We start from the raw sequence: 17,314 nt of genomic DNA on the forward strand, positions 1-17,314 counted from the left end.
GGAAATGCCCACGCAACTTACGCGGTGTGGGCTTACTCCACCGTCAGCCGGCGCACCTGTTCGCCGCAGCGCACGAGGTACACGCCCGCCGGCAGCCCCTCAAGCGGCAGCCGGGCCGTGCCGGTCGCATCGGTGGTAGCGGTGAGCAGCGCCCGGCCCACGGCATCAAGTATGGTAAGCGGCGCGTTCGGCGTGGCGCCGGTGACGGTAGCTGCGCCGCGGGCGGGGTTGGGAAAGGCGGAGAGGGCAGCGGCGGTGCGACCGGTGGCCGTGGCCAGCGGGCCGCTGCTGTTCAAGTGCACACTCACAGTGAAGCCTTGATAGTTGGCAACCACAAAGTCCAGGTCACCATCGCCATCAATATCGCCCAGGGCTGTGCTGGTGGAGAAGTCGCTGTTTGTAGAGAAGTGGGAGGCGCTGGTCGGAGAAGCGAAATTGCCCTGACCGTTATTAAAGCATATCCTGACGTGGCCATTTCTTGCTCCTGGATACCGTACCCCGGTAATCAGGGTGGTGCCAATTAAGTCGAGGTCACCGTCGCCATCCATATCGCCTAGCACTACATTGCTTATGTAGATAGACCCTATATAGATTTCATTGCTGGGAATTGACCCGGAGAAGTTGCCTTGTCCATCGTTAAGCCACAAGAAAGCCGATTCAGTGGCGCCCGTCAGCGCGTCGAGGTCGCCGTCGCCATCCACGTCGCCTAATACCACGCCACCGGAATAAGCTGGAATGACAAGGTCAGGGTAGAGCGTTGACGCAGTGAAGCTGCCTTGCCCATCGTTGAGGCGCACGCTCATAGCTGCAGCAGAAGAACGATAGTTGGTTGTGAGCAGGTCAAAATCGCCGTCGCTGTCCACGTCGCCCAGTGCCAAACCAGTGATGTCTTTGCTAAAGGTAACCTCCGGATTTCTAGTTGGGGTAGTAAAAACACCGGCGCCGTTGTTGAGCCGGACACTCACTGTATTGCCGCTGTTAGTGCCATATGTATTGATGGTGGCAGCAGTGAGCAGGTCCAAATCGCCATTGCCGTCTACGTCGCCCACTATTACACTGCCTGGATAGCTACTCACGGTCACCTCAGGTGTGCTGCTTGGCGCCACAAACGTGCCATTCCCGTTGTTGAGGCGCACGCTCACAGTGCCGTTCTGCTCTTGGTTGGCGATGAGCAAATCCAAGTCACCGTCCCCGTCTAGGTCGCCCAGGGCCACGCCGTAGCAAATCAGACCTATAGCTACGTCAGAACCCCGGCTAAATACACCACTTCCGTTGTTGAAACCCAGGCTGACCGAACCGGGAATAGACGTCGTGCCATTATTGGCCGTAACAAAGTCTAAATCACCGTCGCCGTCTATGTCTCCCAGTGCTACACTTGACGGGTAGTAGTTCGTGGCTACCTGAGCATTGGCGCTCGGTAGGCTGAAATTACTGCCTGTGCCCGTGCCGCCCACCGCCGCCGTAAACTGCCCGACCCGGCTCTGCGCCATGGCCCCGCCGCTGCCGGCCGCGGCCGTGGTCACGGTGTACCGCACCGTTTCGCCGGGCATATACGGGTAGGTAGTGGGCGCAAAGCTCAGCGCGCTCCCGTTCACAGTCGCCGGCGTGGCTCCGCGTGTGCGCAGCCCGCCGCGCTGGCTGCTGAACACCTTCAGCGCCCCGGCCGAAGCCGCCGTGAGCGGCGGGCTGAAGTTGACCGTGACCGCGCTGTTAGGGGCCACCGCGCGGGCGTTGGCCATCGGGACAACTGAGGTGATAACCGGCGCCTGGGCCAAAGCCGGGCCCACCGCAGCAAGGAGCAGCGCAGCAACAAGTGGCCGTGGCGAGGAAGCGTAGAAAGTTTTCATGAATGAGAAAGCGTTAGATGGTTGAAATATGGATTTCAATTCTTACTCCATCATCAGTTCCGCCCACCTCAAAACCGCTGCCTATCCTTGGCCACTTCCTTTTCATCGCTGTAGCCCTGTAGCAGTGGCAGCAGGGCATCGTGGAACTCTGCCGACGCTAGCGCAGCATTTTTCGTGCAGGCATCTTTAAAAGCAAGGTTGGGCATCAAAATCACCCAGAAGTTGAAACAGTCAGAAGAACGACGCACGATGGCCGCAATAGAATGTGGAAAATATTTGCTTGCGGGCCATTCGCCTGTGCCGCAGGCTTCATCCATATAGTTCGCCCGTGCCGTAATTTGGCCCCATGATGAAAATCGTCCCTGCGTCCGAACCCCTCGTGCTGCTCGAATGCCTCGTGGCCGGCACCTCGCACCGCCCCAACCTGGAGAAGTACGAGCCCAAGCTGAAGGTGGGCCAGGCCCTGCACCTCACCCGCGAGGCCGACAACCACTACGACGACTGGGCCGTGCAGGTGCACACCGCCCCCGCCACCGACCCCGCCAACGTATGGCTCGGCTACCTGCCCGAAGGCCGCAACGAAACCGTGGCCCGCTTGCTCGACGCCGGCAAGCACCTCACCGCTCGCCTCAACCACAAATCCTGGGAAACCGACTGGCTGCACCTAGACATTGAAGTGCTGCTGCACGAGTAGAAGAGACAGACAAAATTCTGTCATCCTGAGCGCAGCGAAGGACCTTATCACGCCCGAAGTTTCCAACGTGGTAAGGTCCTTCGCTGCGCTCAGGATGAGAGGCGTTTTTTATTCAATAAAAGGAGCTTTTTTGCCTGGTAAATAGTTACTCATTAGCTTAGCAAGAAGCGACCAATAATTTTAGCAACTATATCTATGCGCGAAGCCTTTCTCACCGGCGGAACCGATGGGTTTGATGCCACCGACAAGGACATCGACAAAGCCCTCCGCCCGCTTAGTTTCGACGATTTCACGGGCCAGGACAAGATTCTGGAGAACTTGAAGGTGTTCGTGGCCGCCGCCAAGCAGCGCGGCGACGCCCTCGACCACGTGCTGCTGCACGGCCCTCCCGGCCTGGGCAAAACCACCCTCTCGCACATCATCGCCAACGAGCTGGGCTCGGGCATCAAGATGACCAGTGGCCCGGTGCTCGACAAGCCCTCCGACCTGGCCGGCCTGCTCACCAACCTAGAGCCGCACGACGTGCTGTTCATCGACGAAATCCACCGCCTCAACCCCGTGGTGGAAGAGTACCTGTACTCGGCGATGGAGGACTACCGCATCGACATCATGCTCGACTCGGGCCCCAACGCCCGCTCGGTGCAGATTTCGCTGTCGCCCTTCACCCTGGTGGGCGCCACCACACGCTCGGGTATGCTCACGGCGCCGTTGCGCGCCCGTTTCGGCATCTCGGCCCGTCTGGAGTACTACGACTCGAAGCTGCTGACCAGCATCGTGCAGCGCTCGGCCGAAATTCTGGGCACGCCCATCCACGAGGACGCGGCCTTCGAAATTGCCCGCCGCTCGCGCGGCACGCCCCGTATTGCCAACAACCTGCTGCGCCGCACCCGCGACTTCGCCCAGATTAAAGGCAACGGCACCATCACGGTCGAAATCGCGCAGTTTGCCCTCAACGCCCTGGACGTGGACTCGCGCGGCCTCGACGACATGGACAAGCGCATCCTCAGCACCATCATCGACAAGTTCAAGGGCGGACCGGTGGGCATCAGCACCATCGCCACGGCTTGCGGCGAGGAAGGCGAAACCATCGAGGAGGTGTACGAGCCCTTCCTCATCCAGGAAGGCTACATCAAGCGCACCTCGCGTGGCCGCGAAGCCACCGAGGCGGCGTATCAGCACCTCGGCCGCCTGTTGCCCAACCACCTGCGCGGCAACAACGGCGCCAGCCTGTTCGACGAGATAACCTCGTAGGTTTGTTATCATTTGATGAAAACGCACCGCCATCCGGCGGTGCGTTTTTGTATATGGCCGCTGCTCATGCACACTTTTACCGCTACGCTGGAAATCATTGGCGTCAATCCGTTTGTGCAGGTGCCCGCCGAGGTATTGGCCGACGTTTTCGCTCGGGCGGGGCGCATCAAGGGGCCGATACGCGTGCACGGAACCGTGAACGGCCAGCCCTATCAGCAGACGCTGGTGCGCTACGCCGGCCTCTGGCGCCTGTATATCAATTTGCTGATGCTGCCCAACTCGCCGCGCCGAATTGGGGAGGTGCTGGCCATTGGTATTGATTACAACCCAGCGCCTGCGCCGGTGCTTGCTTGCCCGGCTTTTGAAAAGGCACTGGCCGAAACTCCCGAAGCCCGGGAGGTGTTCGACCGACTGCCGCCCTCGCGCCAGCACGAGTTGGTGCGTTATCTGGTGCGTTTGAAAAGCGAAGAAACCCTGGCGCGCAACTTAGAGCGCGCTGTCGGATTTTTGCTGGGCAGAAACCGCTTCGTTGGCCGCGACCGTCCCTAACCCTATTCTCGTCAAGAATGCTTCCTCAGTTCCAATGGGCCCCGTTCATCAAGCGCCGCGCGGCAGAACTGGGCTTCATGGCCTGTGGCATTTCGAAGGCGGAGTTTCTGGAGGAAGAAGCGCCGCGCCTCGAAACCTGGCTCACCCGCCGCATGAACGGCCGCATGGGCTACATGGAAAACCACTTCGACAAGCGCCTCGACCCGCGCCTGTTGGTGGACGGCGCCAAGTCGGTGATTTCGCTGCTGCTCAACTACTACCCCGCGCCCGAAACCCAGCAGCCCGACGACACGCTCAAAATCAGCAAGTACGCCTACGGGCGCGACTACCACTTCGTCATCAAGGACAAGCTGAAGACGCTGCTGGCCGACATGGAAGCGGAGATTGGCCAGATTGGCGGGCGCTGTTTCGTCGATTCGGCGCCGGTGCTGGACAAGGCCTGGGCCAAGAAGTCGGGCCTGGGCTGGGTGGGTAAAAACTCCAACCTGATAACGCCGGGCACGGGCTCGTTCTACTTCATCGCCGAGCTGATTGTGGACGTGGAGCTGCCTGCCGATGGGCCCATTCGCGACTACTGCGGCACCTGCACCAAGTGCCTCGACGCCTGCCCCACGCAGGCCATCACCGAGCCCTACGTGGTGGATGGCAGCAAGTGCATCAGCTACTTCACCATCGAGCTCAAGGACCAGATTCCGACCGAAGTGGCTGGGCAATTCGGCAACTGGGTGTTCGGCTGCGACATCTGCCAGGACGTGTGCCCTTGGAACCGCTTCTCGAAACCGCACAACGAGCCACAGTTCAACCCCGCGCCTGGCCTGAAAGACCTGACGCCGGGCGACTGGCGCGAAATCACCCACGAACTATTTACGGAGTTATTCCGCCAGTCGGCCGTGAAGCGCACGGGCTACGAAGGCCTCCGGCGCAACATCCGGTTCGTGACGGAAAGCAACGAACCAGCACCGCTACCTATAGACTAGCCCACGCCAGCAACCGGGAAATCGTCGCGGAAGCGGCCAAACACCCGTTTCAGCACGTGTCGGTACACGCGGGCAAACTGCTGGTAGCACCAGCTGCGAAAATCGGCCAGCTCGGCCGGCAGTACTATGTGGAGGGCTTTGCGAAGTTCTTTCTCAAACAGCGCCTTGTTGAAGCTGACTTTCGTCAGTATCAGTTTTACATAGTCTAACATTTGGGTGGGATTGGGAGGACGGTGAAGAACAGAGGAAAGGCAACGGCAAGGCGTGGCCTGGGCTTGGTGCTTTTGATAATAGGAAAGATACAATATAACAGGCAGCGAACGCAAGCAGAATCGTAAGGGTGGCGGGGCTTGCGGGAGGGACAATACGCGAAAAGAGCGGCCAGGGCCGCTCTTTTCCGGGAAAATGCCAAAATTTTATGCCGACAAGCGGCTTAACTAAATAAGTTGAGGGCGGCTTGCCCTACGGCGCTGGTAATGGGCTCGTCGAACGCCTCGGCCAGGGCCGGGTCGTGAATGGCCGTATTGTCGCGAATGAGAAAGAACGTCGAAAACGGCACCTGGGTGCTGGCCGACGCGAATTGCACAACGTTGGCTTCGCCGCCGGTAGCGGCCGTGGTGAGGGCCTGGGCCGCCGGCCGCACAATGGTGGCATCTTCGTCGCTGGGCCAGGTGCCCACCGTGGCCCCCCGCCCGCGGCGCAGGCTGCGCACGTGAGCCGAATGCTGGGCTTCCACACTTTGCATGCGCAACACGGCCTGGGTCAGGCGGGTATCAGAATTGATGTTGAACGCCTGATATTGGTAGAGGCGCACGCCTAGGTCTTCAATCTGCTGCGCCAGGGCCAGGAAATTGTCGTAGTTGCTGAACACGGCCGGGAACAGCTCGGGGTTGGAAGCCACGTTGCGCCGGCCGCTGAAGTCAAAGGTGGGGGCCGTGGGCGCAGCACTGCCGGCATCTTGCAGGGTGCGCGTCAGGAACGCCACGTGTTGGTTTTGATGAGCCAGCAAGCGCTGGAAATCAGCCGTCTGGCCCGCCGGAATCAGGCCTGTCGCGGCCAGACCCTGGGTGTAGAGGGCCGCCTGCAGGCGCTCGAGCTGCAGCAGTTGCAGCAAGGCATCCAGGGGCGTGTCGTTGGTGGCGGCAGCGGCCGGCAGGGTGCCGAGGGCCAGCGGCAGCGCCGCAGCGGCGGCCCGGCCCAGCTGCGCCAGCACGTCGCGGCGTGGGGCGGCCGCAGAACTGGCCGGCGTGGCGGCCAAATGGTCAAGCAAGGATATCAGCTTCATGCAGAAACCGCCGGGGCGGCCGTAGAAATAACGAATAAGGCAGCGCTAGCCGTTGGCGGTGCAAAGGCCGGCGTCGGTGCTGGAATTGGTGTCGGGGCAAGTGAAGGCCAGCACATAGGGCGCCACGAAAGGCGCCAGCGCCGTGAGCACAACAAAAGGCGTTTGGGTGATGAGCTGCCCGTTGCCATCCACGACAGCGCTGCTGGCAAAGCCGCCGGGCGTGAGCAGGTCGCGCACCGTGGCGGCATGCCGGGCCTGCACCGTCGACATCTTAAGCAGCAGCGTGCGCTTATAGATGTTCGTGCTGCTGAACAGCGGCAAAATCACGGGGTAGGCCGAGGCCACCAGGTCTTCGAGCTGCTGCGCCGCCGCCAGTGCTCCCGCCCGCGTAGTGAGCGTGAAGGACTTGAGGTTGAACGCAAAATCCGCGGGGAAGATGACGGTGGCCCGGGTGGGGTCGATGAGGTACTTCAGCGTTTCGCGGTGCACCACGGCGTGGTCGCGCAGGTCGTCGAAGACGGCCCGGTCAACGGGGGTGAAGTCGCTGGGTGGTGCATCCACTACTTTCTGGTAGGTAGTGGCCTGGGCCAGGGCCAGAAAGTAGGCGTAGTAGAGCAGGCCCTGGTTGCCCTGGGGCAGGACAATCTGGTTGGAGGCGGCCGCCGGGGTAGGGGTGGAGGAAGGGCTGCAGCCCGCCGCAGCCAGGGCAACCGAAGCCGCCGAAGCCGCCGAAAGCTGCAAAAACAAGCGTCGCCCCAGCGACGGCTCCCGCCGAGCGGGCAAATGAGAGAGGTCAGACATTCGTAAACGTTTCAAGCCAGCCCGCCTACCCGATAAGCCGGGTCCCAGCCAGTACAAAGGTACTTCCTGCCCGACCAATGGTTGCAACGCCAGCACAACAAAGCCGGCCCCGCGCAAGCGGAACCGGCTTCATAAGGGGGCTAAGCCCGAAAAAGTGTCCTAACGGCTGAATTTAAGCCAACAGGCCACCGGCGCGCGAAGCATCTACTACCTCGGCTGCCTGCAGGTATTCGTCGAAAGCGGCGGCAGCATCGGCGGCGGTGTAGGTAGCACCCAGGCCCGAGGTGAGGGGCACGTTCGACTGCACGGTGTTGTTTTCGGTGGGGCTAGCGGCCGTGTAGGCCGGGATGCCGTAGGAGCCACCGGCCGTGGTGACGGTGGTGGAAGGCGTAGCCGTGACGCCGCTGGTGTAGATGGCGTTCGAGGCCAGGTCATCGGCGGGGTTCACCCACGGCAGCTGGCCGCGCATGGTGCGGATGTGAGCCGCGTGGCGTGCCTCCACCGAGTGAATCTGCAGAGCCGTAGTGAGCAGGGTAGTGCCAATCAACTCGCCGGCGCGGCCTTTGTAGGCGCGCACGCCAGCGTCTTCTAGCAACTGGGCTACCTGCAGCTGGCCCGCATAGGTGGAAGGAAACGCCGAGGGCTTGAAGCGCACGCCCGCCGTCGAGCTGCCCGTTACGGGCGTGCCGCCCGCCGAGCGGATGGCCCCCGTAAGCAGCGCCACGTGCGCGTCCTCGTGCTTCTTGATTTGGGTGATAGCCGCGGTGGCGGCGCCGGCCGGAATGGTGCCGGCCGCCAGGAACAGGCGGTAATAGTCGGCTTCGAGCAGCTCCAGGGTCAGGGCGTAGTTGAGCACCTCCACGGGCGTCGACTTGGTGCCGGCATAGGCTTTCTGGAACAGCGCGCCTAAGAACAGCGGCGTGGCAGCCAGGGCCGAGCGTTTGGCTACGGAGCCCAGGGAGTTAAAGACGGAGCGACGCGAATCGAAGCGGTCCAGTACGTCGGGGTCTACGGCCGCCAGCTGGTCGATGATTTGGAAAAAATTCATGGCAATGAGGAGTTACAAGTGGAGGAAAGGAAGCCTTATTTGCCAACCGAGCTGGCGTCCAGTTTCTGCGTGATGAAGCCTTGGGCGGCGGTAATTACATCCGTCGGCATCATCTGCTTGTCGAGGCCATTGGCGTCAACCTGGTTGTCGTCGGCAAACGAGCCGGGCGTGAGCAGGTCGCGTACGTAAGCGGCGTGGCGGGCTTCCACCGACACAATCTGGCCGGCAATGACCAGGTAAGCAGCATTTTTGAGGAGAATGCCGGCCCCGTTGTAGGCGGCTACGCCCAGGTCTTCAAAGGTTTTGGCTGCGCCCAGCACGCTGGCGCGCTTGGTGAAGTCAATGCTGGTGAAGTTTGGGGTGAGGTCCTGCAGGATTTTGCCCGGAGCGTCGCGGTTGATGGCGGCCTTGAAGAAGTCGCGGTGAATGGCTTCGTGGGCGGCTACCTGGGTGAAATAGGCCAGCTCACCGGTCTGGAAGTCGGAAGCGGGCGTCTTCACCACCTGGGCGTAGAACGCGGCTTCGAGCTGCTCCAGGGCGTAGGCGTAGTTGAGCACGCCCACATCGCCCGAGCCCAGGCTGATGCCATTGCTGACGGGGTTGTTGTCGTTGTCTTTGGAGCAGCCGGCCAGCACCAGGGCCGTAGCCCCAGCGGTAGCGCCGGCGTACATGAAAAACGAGCGCCGCTTGATGGGCGTGTACAGCGGCTGGGCGAACGCAGCGTCGTCGGAGCCGCGGGGCTGGAGATTGTCGGACATGGTGAGAAAAGTTAAGTGGGAAAATAAGGTGGCCAGCAAAGGCAATACACAACCGTGCGGCCTATAAAGGCCACTGCAAGGAAGAAAACCAGATTTATTGTTGGGGTATGTGAGGGCAGATACGGCAACTGCATCAGAAAAGGATTTATGAAGCCGAAATTTTATTTTGCAAATGTCATCCTGCTGCTGTATATATCCTGGCGTTCTTTTAGCGAAAATGGGGATTCCAGCAATTCAGCCTACTTTTAAGGTTTGCTAACGGGCCGGCAACTATGGGAAGACTTTTTTGGCGAATGGCGGGGCTCTGGTGGCTGCTGGGACTAAGCGCAGCCGTGGCGCAGCCCGCCGCAGTGCCCAAGCCCGCCGCCAGCCCCGCTCCAGCCGATGTGGAACTGGTGCCCGGCCCGAGCGCCTTGCCCGTGACGGGCGTTTTCACGCTGGGCTTCCGGCTACGGGGCGGCACGCTGGAGAAATACTCGGATTTTCCGGAGCTCGACGGCTTTAAGAAAGCAGGCAAGACGCGCACCAACACCGTGCGCACCGTGCAGGGCCGGCGCTTTGTCGACGTCACCATTACGCAGCGCTACGTGCCCTACGGCGAGGGCGACGTTGTCATCAAACCCTTTCAATTGACGGTGAACGGCGTGGTGCTGCGCAGCAGCGGGAGCACCGTGCACGTGGGCCCCGCCCCGGTGCCCAACCCCGGCACCATTACCAAGCCGGCCAACCCCACCGCGCCCCTGCAAGCCGTGGGCGACCTCGACAAGATGTTTGGCAAGCCCAAGCCAGTGCTTTACCAGGACGTGCCCGACCACGCCTTTCTGGCCGTGGTGGCGGAGCGCCCGCGTGTGTTTGTGGGCGAGGGCGTGCGGGTGGGCCTCTACTTCTACCTCAAGCCCGAAGACCAAGCCCTGTTGGCGTTTCACGATTTCAACGACCAACTGCCGCCGCTGCTGCACGAGCTGCACCAGCCCACCGCCTGGCAGGAGCCCGGCCCCGAGGCCAGCGTGACGCCCGACACCGTGCGCCACCAGGGCGAGCGTTACCTGCGTTTCCGGCTGGCCGAAAACATTTATTACCCGCTCACGGCCCAGCCCCTGCACTTCCCGCCCCTGGCCCTGACGATGGTGAAATTCAAGGTGTTGAAAAAGCCCGAGCCGGGCCAGGACAACCGCTTGGCGGGCTACAAAACCTACTACGCGCCGGGCCTGAGCGTGCAGGTGCAGCCCCTGCCGCAGGCCGAGCAGCGCGGGGCCGTGGCTGTGGGCACTTTTCAGGTGCGGGAGGCCATCAGCCGCATCCGGTTTCGGGTGGGCGAGTCGTTCACTTACACGTTTGGGGTGGAAGGGCGTGGCAACTTGGCGGCCGTGCTGGCACCCGAGTGGCCGGCCCGCCCGGGCCTGGAAGTATTTGGGCCCGAAGTGAAAGAGGCCGCCACGTCCGGCGGTGGGCGCAAGATGTTTCGCTACCGGCTGGTGGCCCGGCGCCCCGGCGTGCTCCCGCTCGACAGCCTCATCCGCCTTGTGGTGTTCAATCCGGCCACGGCCCACTACGACACCCTGCGCCCCGAGCTGCGTCCGAACATTCAGGGTGTGGCAACCCCGCCCGCATCCATGCCCAAGCCCGAAGACGACCCCTTCTACGGCCCCGCCCTGGCCAGCGCCGACGATACCCTGCAGTCGCTCGACGTGTACCGGGATGTGCGTCGCTACGCCGACTGGCTGCTCATCGGCCTGGCCGGCCTGGCCGGCTTCGGCTGGTGGCGGGCAGGGCGGCGGGCGTAATTTTGTCAATGATTAATGATTAACGGCTAGTGATTAATGCTTGTGTTGGCTCGTCCAGCGCCACGCTTCATTGCCACCAATTAACCACTAATCATTAACCCGTTAACCACTAACAAAACATGTCCAATACTTTCGGCTCCCTCTTTCGCATCACCACGTTTGGCGAGTCGCACGGGGCGGGCATCGGCGTCGTCATCGATGGCTGTCCGGCCGGCGTGGCCGTGGAGGCCGCCCAGATTCAGGCGGCGCTGGACCGGCGCCGGCCGGGACAGTCCGACCTCACCACCCCGCGCAAGGAATCCGACACGGTGCACATACAGTCGGGCCTGTTCGAGGGGCTGACCACCGGCACGCCCATCAGCCTGTTCATCCCCAACGCCGACCAACGCTCCGACGATTATTCGCACATTGCGCACGCCTACCGCGCCAGCCATGCCGACTACACCTACGACGTGAAGTACGGCCGGCGCGACTACCGCGGCGGCGGCCGCAGCTCGGCCCGCGAAACCGCCGCCCGTGTGGCCGCCGGGGCCGTGGCTATGCAGCTGCTGGCGCATTTCGGGGTTGAAATTGCTGCCTACGTCTCGGCCGTGGGCGAGGTAGAATTGCCTTTGGAATATCAGGAACTGGACCTGAGCCTCATTGACAGCAACCCCGTGCGCTGCCCGCACCCCGACACGGCCGCCCGCATGGAAGCCCGCATCCGCGAGGCGCAGGCCGCGCGCGATACTGTGGGCGGCATCATCACGGGCGTGGCCCGGCACGTGCCCGCCGGGCTGGGCGAGCCTGTGTTCGACAAGCTGCCGGCCGTGTTGGGCCACGCTTTGCTCAGCATCAATGCGGTGAAGGGATTCGAATTCGGCTCCGGCTTTGCGGGTACGAAGCTGCCCGGCTCGGTGCACAACGACGAATTCTACACCGACGAAACCGGCGCCGTGCGCACCCGCACCAACCACAGCGGCGGCAGCCAAGGCGGCATCAGCAACGGACAGGACATTTATTTCCGCGTCGCCTTCAAGCCCGTGGCCACCCTGCTCCAGCCCCAGCAAACCATTAATGACAAAGGCGAGGCCATCACCCTAGTTGGAAAAGGCCGCCACGATGCCTGCGTGCTGCCCCGCGCCGTGCCCATTGTGGAGGCCATGACGCAACTGGTGCTGGCCGACCTGCTGCTGCGGGCGCGGGCCAACCGGTTATAAAAACCATCTGGTGCCGGTGCATTCGTCTTTCCTTCGATTTGGATTCATGATTCTGCTGCTGGCTGGCCGAGAACAGGTGGCCTGGGCACAGTGGGCAGAAGCACCAGGCCCCATCTTTCGCTTTGCGCCGCCAAATGCAGTGGCCCCGCCGTTTGCAGGGGCCCGCTACCGCGGAACCGTGGGCGGGCAGCAAGTCACCGTTGAGCTGAACCGCGACAAAGACGAAAACGGCGACCCGGCCCTGCGCGGCACCGTGCGTTTTGCGGGCCGGCCCGCGGTGCTTCACTGCCTGCGGGCGTGGCCAGACTACCGCCCCGCCGTAGCTCTGCGGCTGGTAGAAGCCGACAGCGCTCAGCCCACCGTCGGCGTGGGGTTTTGGCGGGCCGACCAGTCCGTAGGGCCCCGACTGACGGGCACGTGGACGGGGCCAACGGGCCCTCCGCAGCCTTTTGAACTGCACGAAGACTACCACGACGACCAGGGTAAGCTCGCCGCCGTGCCCTACGAAGTACTCATGGTGGATTACGTGGCTGTGGGGGAGCAGGTGATGCGCAGCGCCGACTGGACCCAGCGGGTGAGCCAGGACACGGTGCTGCGCCACGCAACCATGTACGGCATGTATGGCCAAGCCTACCTGCACCTACTGGGCCCCGACACCCTACGCCCGGCACTGGCCGAACTGCAGTGCCCGCCCCCGGCGGCACGCGCCACCGGACCCCGGCAAAGAGCCGGCGAAAAGCTTAATCATGTAGCCGAAGCTAGGAGACAGGGCTACTACGAGGAGCCACGTGGCACCGAAGAGGAATACAGCAGCCTTTATGTGGAATACCTGGACTACGGGCTGTTATCCTGGGCCGAAGACCATTCTTACTGCTCGGGGTCCTCGGCTTGTTCGCACGGCTTCACCCACGTGGTATACGACCTGAATACCGGCGCTGTGCTGACGCTGAACGACATTCTGCAGCCCGGCGCCGCGGTGGCCCTACGCCACGCCTTGGCTCGCCACCTGCGCACCGATGACGACCAATCCGAATCCGGCAGCCCGACGGGCCTTGGCGGGGAGCAAAGCGCCGACGACAGCTTTGAGTGGCTGCCGTTGCCGGCCAACGACGCATTTGGCATAGTCGAAAAGGGGCTTGAGTTTCAATACAGCGACCATGAATTGCTATTCTACCGCTGGGGCCCCAACCTAGTGGTGCCTTGGGCAGAGCTGCTGCCCCTGCTGCGTCCCGATTCGCCCGTGGCCCGGATGTTGCGCGAGCGTGGGCTGTGGCTGCTAGGCCCCCAATAGCCGGGGGCAACCAGGCACCCGGCACAAACAAATCAATGTAGGTACATTTGCAACCTATGATGCCCCGTTGCGGTTGTATCTTTGCCGTTGCAAGCGCGTCAAGCTTTCTCCTTGATTTTAAGCCTCCCAGCCATGTCTGTTTCCATTTATGCCGAAGCCTCTCCCAACCCGGAGAGCATGAAATTTGTCCTCAACCAAAACCTGCTGGTTGATGGCGTGAGCGTCGATTACCCCAACCTCGAAGCTGCTGCCAACTCGCCGCTGGCGCAGGAGCTGTTCAATTTCGATTATGTGGGCCGCGTATTCATTGCCCAGAACTTCGTCACCATCACCAAAACCCAGCCCGACCTCGGCTGGACGCAGCTCATCCCCGAGTTGCGCCAGTTCCTGAAGGGCTACGTTGAAGCCGGCGGCCCCATCTTCACCGTCGACCCCGCCGCTGAGCAGAAGGCTGCCCAGGCCGCCACCGCCGGCGACCCCACCCAGCAGGAAGGTCAGATTGCCCAAAAAGTTATCGACCTGCTCGACAACTACGTGCGCCCCGCCGTGGAACAAGACGGTGGCAACATCACCTTCAAAAGCTACCACGAAGGCGTGGTGACCGTAAATCTGCAGGGCTCCTGCTCCGGCTGCCCCTCGGCTACTGTTACGCTGAAATCGGGCATCGAAAACCTGCTCAAGCGCATGGTGCCCGAAGTGCAGAGCGTAGTAGCCGAAGGCGTGCTGGTGTAAGCACGAAACATTGTCGTTGCGAGCATTCCGCGCATGAAGCGGCGACGAAGCATTCCGTCCTGTCGAAACTAGACACTCTTTTTTACCAGAAAGCCCCGGTGCCGTAATGGCGCCGGGGCTTTTTGATTGGCTTCATTACAACGAAAGGCTAGTCGCGTTGAGAGGACGGATTGCTTCGTCGCCGCTTCATGCGCGGAATGCTCGCAATGACAGATGAAGCGCTTGGCTTTACAGCTGCGACTTGATGGTAAAATTCCGCGCCACGGTGAAGCCGAAATAGATGTCGCCTTTGAAGAAGTTGCCATCCGTCTGGGGTACGAAAAACTTCTCGGTCATGCCCTTAGAGTTAGTGACGTGCAGCTGGAAGACGTGGCCGCCGGTTTCGATGTCGAAGCCCAGGCCGAGGGCGTTGTGGAAGTTGTCGGCCACGTAGCCAGGCAGCACATAGAAGTAGTCGGCGGTGAAGGCCACACGCTTGGTCAGCTTCTGGCGCAGGCCGGCCCCGATGGAGTACACGTCGTTCTGCATGCCAGCCAGTGCCACGTAGTTGCGATGAATGAGTGTGGGCATAAGCTGCACCGACAAGCTGGGACTGAACTTGCGGGCGATGAGCACCTGGTAAGCATAGTCGAGCCGCGAGGCCGTGCTGCGCTTTTCGGTGTTGGCAATCTCATTGAACTTGAGCGTGGTGATGGCCGACGACGCAAACAGTGTAACCGATACCGGCATGGCGTGCGCGCCGGTGCTCTGGCGCAGGGCGCGGTATTTCAGGAAGCCGTCGAAGGTTTTTTCCTGCGAGCTGCGGCCCACGCCCACGGCCAGCCGGTCGCTCAAGCCGTACTCGAAGCTCAGGCGCAGCACGGCCTGGTCGAGGCCGAAAAACTCGTAGGCGCCGCTGTTGAGCGTGCCAAAGCGGTGCTGAATGAGGAAGGCCAGCGTGCCGCGGCCCGGCGTTTCAACGGATTGCGCGTTGATGATGTGCGTGCCCTTGAACGTGGCCGCCACCGCTTCCTGCTTGGTCGAGTCGGTGGTTTGCTTTTCGAGGTCGCGCAGCAAGTCGGTTTGGGCGCGGGCGGGGCTGGCCAGCGCGAGCAGGCCAGCCAGCAGCAAGCCCGTGAAGCAGTAAGTAGTGTAGAAATGACGGCACATAAAAACGGAAATAGGCGGGAAAGTTGAAGTTAATGGGCCGGGGTGGCGGCGCCCACGGCTGCTCCGGGCACGGCGTCGCAGGTGAGGGCCACGCGCACGGTCACGATTTTGGCGATGTTGTTGCGCACAAGCAGCGGAATTTCGATGTTGTAGTCGGCCGTGGCCACCGGAAACGTGGCAAACGCCAGCAGTTGGCTGCCTTTCAGCTCCACGCTGGCCGGTACCGTGATGTGGCGCTTCACGCCGTGCAGGGTCAGGTCGCCTTCCACCTGCACATTGTGCGGGCCGGCGGTGGCCAGCGTGGCGGCGTCAAAGCTCACGAAGCGGCCCGAGAACGTGGCTTTCGGGTATTTGTCCGACTCCATGTAGTTCTCGTTGAAGTGCTCTTGCATGAGCGTGCGCTTGAACACGAAGGCTTTAATCGGAACTGAAAAAGCCAGCTGCCCGCCCGCAAAGTCGAGCACGGCAGCCATCTGCTCGTTTCGGGCCTCAATATCCTCGATGGGGCTGGACGAAAAAAACGATACCCGCCCCGTCTTGGTCATGAACTTGCTTTGCGCGTGGGAGTGACTCAGTGCCGTGAGCGAGAAAAAGACCAGCAGCAGAAAGAAAGGGCGTTTCATAGCGAAAGAGGATGAAGTAATGAGTAGTGAGAATCAAGCCAAAGCACTTATAGCTCAATTCCGGATACTGACTCAGTTATTGGGTTTGCCGGCCGCTATCCACTTCTCGATGCGCTGGATGTCGCAGTCGGAGAGCTTGTCGCGGTTCTGCGGCATGGGGTCGAAGTTGGGGTCGTGCCGAATGCTGCCGATGATTTTGGAAGGCGAGAAGTAGCGGTTGATGGCCGCATAGTCGCCGAAGTTGTTGCCCCCGCCTTTCACAGTATACACGCTGGTGCCGTGGCACTCGCGGCAATGCGCATCGAAAATGGGCGAGACGACCGCGCTGTACGTCACGTTTTCGCTGGGCACGTCGCAGGCAGGGGCGGGGTCGCCGTGCGAATAGGTGCAGCCGGCCGCAAGGCCCAGCGTGAGGAGTGAAACGCCCGCTAGCGCGAGCCGCAGCTGAGCAGAAAAGGAGTAGAAGACGGACATACCGAATAGCATCAAAAAGAAGGAGAAGAAATGCCGCTTGGCAACTGAAACCGGAAAGCTACGAAGCAATGGGGCGTGCCCGCACCTAAAATCCGTATTTCACGCCCAGAAATACGCCTGCGCTGGTCAGCTTCACCTTGCCGGCGCCCACGCCGCCCAGCGGCACCTTCACGTAGGGCTCGGCCTGCAGGCGCCAGTGCTGGCCCAGGCTGCGCTCGTAGCCGGCCGAGAGGTTGAGGACGCTGAACAGGTGCTGGTTGGCGTTGACTAGGCCCGGCATTTCCCAGAGCTTGTAGTCGCCACCTTCGAGGTAGTCGTAGCTGTAGTTTTCGCGGTGCATGAAGAACGACGAGAGGCCAGTCGTGCCGAACCACCGGGCGTTGTCGCGCACCACGGCGTCGTAGCGCAGGTTCAGCGGTACGTCGAGCACAATGCATTTGCCCTCCACCCAGCTAAAGGTTCGCGTTTGCGCCCGGGGGTAGTTCGTCCAATCATAGTCCTCGCGGCGAGCGTAATATTCCTTATTGGCGCGCAGCAGGCCGGTGCTCAAGCGCAGACGATTGGTGAAACGGTACTCCAAGGTCAACCCCAGGTTGAGCAAGGGCCGCTCTACGCTAACGAACCTCACAGTGCTCACGTCGGGCGCGCCCACCAGGCTAATGAAGAAGCGCGGCTCCGGTGCTGCAGTAGTGAGCTTCGTCTCGGCTACCGGCGTTAGGGGCGCAGGCAGCGCAAGGGCCGCGGTGGGCAAGCTCACCGCCTGTGGCACAAGTGCTGCGTTATCAGATGCTACCGGGCTGGTTTCGGAGTCGAGTTCTGCGGCAGCCAGTGGTGTAGCAGTTGCTGAATTTC

Annotated in this window: 19 protein-coding genes; 8 read left to right on the forward strand and 11 right to left on the reverse strand. The window is 61.8% G+C overall.

The window, feature by feature from the left end; genetic code table 11:
• Window positions 1-32: 32 nt before the first annotated feature.
• Together I2I01_RS07025 and I2I01_RS07030 are read right to left on the reverse strand one after the other, a co-directional pair.
• Window positions 33-1,847 carry an FG-GAP-like repeat-containing protein gene (locus I2I01_RS07025; RefSeq protein WP_196285749.1) on the reverse strand — a complete coding sequence of 605 codons (1,815 nt, stop codon included), beginning with the start codon at window positions 1,845-1,847 and terminating at the stop codon, window positions 33-35.
• A gap of 68 nt (window positions 1,848-1,915) precedes the next feature.
• Entirely contained in the window at window positions 1,916-2,164 is a 249-nt protein-coding gene (locus tag I2I01_RS07030) for a hypothetical protein (protein WP_196285750.1), read from the reverse strand.
• Between the two features lie 29 nt (window positions 2,165-2,193).
• On the opposite strand from I2I01_RS07030, the gene I2I01_RS07035 reads away from it, so the two are divergent.
• The 4 genes from I2I01_RS07035 to queG all read left to right on the forward strand — a co-directional run bounded on the left by I2I01_RS07035 (window position 2,194) and on the right by queG (window position 5,318).
• A complete protein-coding gene (locus I2I01_RS07035; RefSeq protein WP_196285751.1) occupies window positions 2,194-2,541 on the forward strand; it encodes an HIRAN domain-containing protein in 348 nt (115 codons plus the stop codon).
• A gap of 195 nt (window positions 2,542-2,736) precedes the next feature.
• A complete protein-coding gene (gene ruvB, locus I2I01_RS07040; RefSeq protein ID WP_196285752.1) occupies window positions 2,737-3,792 on the forward strand; it encodes a Holliday junction branch migration DNA helicase RuvB in 1,056 nt (351 codons plus the stop codon).
• A 66-nt stretch (window positions 3,793-3,858) separates the two neighbouring features.
• Complete coding sequence (locus I2I01_RS07045; protein WP_211537860.1) at window positions 3,859-4,341, forward strand: YdeI/OmpD-associated family protein; 483 nt, start codon at window positions 3,859-3,861, stop codon at window positions 4,339-4,341.
• 17 nt (window positions 4,342-4,358) lie between these two features.
• Window positions 4,359-5,318 (forward strand): tRNA epoxyqueuosine(34) reductase QueG, encoded by a 960-nt coding sequence (gene queG / locus I2I01_RS07050; protein ID WP_196285753.1) that lies wholly within the window; start codon window positions 4,359-4,361, stop codon window positions 5,316-5,318.
• On the opposite strand, the gene I2I01_RS07055 is transcribed toward queG, so the two are convergent.
• From I2I01_RS07055 to I2I01_RS07075, 5 genes are all read right to left on the reverse strand, one after another.
• Entirely contained in the window at window positions 5,315-5,530 is a 216-nt protein-coding gene (locus I2I01_RS07055; RefSeq protein WP_196285754.1) for a hypothetical protein, read from the reverse strand. The two genes, queG and I2I01_RS07055, sit on opposite strands and share 4 nt — an antisense overlap.
• Window positions 5,531-5,751: 221 nt before the next feature.
• On the reverse strand, window positions 5,752-6,603 hold the full coding sequence (locus I2I01_RS07060) for a ferritin-like domain-containing protein (protein ID WP_196285755.1): 852 nt from the start codon (window positions 6,601-6,603) through the stop codon (window positions 5,752-5,754).
• Between the two features lie 45 nt (window positions 6,604-6,648).
• Window positions 6,649-7,404 carry a ferritin-like domain-containing protein gene (locus I2I01_RS07065; protein ID WP_196285756.1) on the reverse strand — a complete coding sequence of 252 codons (756 nt, stop codon included), beginning with the start codon at window positions 7,402-7,404 and terminating at the stop codon, window positions 6,649-6,651.
• 172 nt (window positions 7,405-7,576) lie between these two features.
• Window positions 7,577-8,452, reverse strand: a complete 876-nt coding sequence (locus I2I01_RS07070; RefSeq protein WP_196285757.1) for a ferritin-like domain-containing protein — start codon at window positions 8,450-8,452, stop codon at window positions 7,577-7,579.
• A 35-nt stretch (window positions 8,453-8,487) separates the two neighbouring features.
• The gene (locus I2I01_RS07075) at window positions 8,488-9,210 is read right to left on the reverse strand and encodes a ferritin-like domain-containing protein (RefSeq protein WP_196285758.1); all 723 of its coding nucleotides are present in this window, start codon (window positions 9,208-9,210) and stop codon (window positions 8,488-8,490) included.
• A gap of 293 nt (window positions 9,211-9,503) precedes the next feature.
• Here I2I01_RS07075 and I2I01_RS07080 point away from each other — a divergent pair, with 293 nt between their 5' ends.
• From I2I01_RS07080 to I2I01_RS07095, 4 genes are all read left to right on the forward strand, one after another.
• Window positions 9,504-10,994 carry a BatD family protein gene (locus tag I2I01_RS07080; protein ID WP_196285759.1) on the forward strand — a complete coding sequence of 497 codons (1,491 nt, stop codon included), beginning with the start codon at window positions 9,504-9,506 and terminating at the stop codon, window positions 10,992-10,994.
• Between the two features lie 119 nt (window positions 10,995-11,113).
• Complete coding sequence (gene aroC / locus I2I01_RS07085; RefSeq protein WP_196285760.1) at window positions 11,114-12,193, forward strand: chorismate synthase; 1,080 nt, start codon at window positions 11,114-11,116, stop codon at window positions 12,191-12,193.
• 46 nt (window positions 12,194-12,239) lie between these two features.
• Window positions 12,240-13,484 (forward strand): hypothetical protein, encoded by a 1,245-nt coding sequence (locus tag I2I01_RS07090; RefSeq protein ID WP_196285761.1) that lies wholly within the window; start codon window positions 12,240-12,242, stop codon window positions 13,482-13,484.
• Between the two features lie 132 nt (window positions 13,485-13,616).
• Window positions 13,617-14,216, forward strand: coding sequence for a NifU family protein (locus I2I01_RS07095; protein ID WP_196285762.1), 600 nt, complete (start codon window positions 13,617-13,619; stop codon window positions 14,214-14,216).
• Window positions 14,217-14,444: 228 nt separating this feature from the next.
• Here the strand turns inward: I2I01_RS07095 and I2I01_RS07100 are convergent, their stop codons facing one another.
• The 4 genes from I2I01_RS07100 to I2I01_RS07115 all read right to left on the reverse strand — a co-directional run bounded on the left by I2I01_RS07100 (window position 14,445) and on the right by I2I01_RS07115 (window position 17,219).
• Complete coding sequence (locus tag I2I01_RS07100; RefSeq protein ID WP_211537861.1) at window positions 14,445-15,365, reverse strand: DUF5777 family beta-barrel protein; 921 nt, start codon at window positions 15,363-15,365, stop codon at window positions 14,445-14,447.
• A gap of 29 nt (window positions 15,366-15,394) precedes the next feature.
• Window positions 15,395-15,988 (reverse strand): YceI family protein, encoded by a 594-nt coding sequence (locus tag I2I01_RS07105; RefSeq protein WP_196285763.1) that lies wholly within the window; start codon window positions 15,986-15,988, stop codon window positions 15,395-15,397.
• Between the two features lie 72 nt (window positions 15,989-16,060).
• Complete coding sequence (locus I2I01_RS07110; protein WP_196285764.1) at window positions 16,061-16,462, reverse strand: c-type cytochrome; 402 nt, start codon at window positions 16,460-16,462, stop codon at window positions 16,061-16,063.
• Between the two features lie 85 nt (window positions 16,463-16,547).
• Entirely contained in the window at window positions 16,548-17,219 is a 672-nt protein-coding gene (locus tag I2I01_RS07115; RefSeq protein ID WP_196285765.1) for a porin family protein, read from the reverse strand.
• Window positions 17,220-17,314: the final 95 nt, after the last annotated feature.

Origin of the sequence: Hymenobacter properus, assembly GCF_015694735.1 — a bacterium.
In the GTDB taxonomy this organism is placed as follows: Bacteria; Bacteroidota; Bacteroidia; order Cytophagales; family Hymenobacteraceae; genus Hymenobacter; species Hymenobacter properus.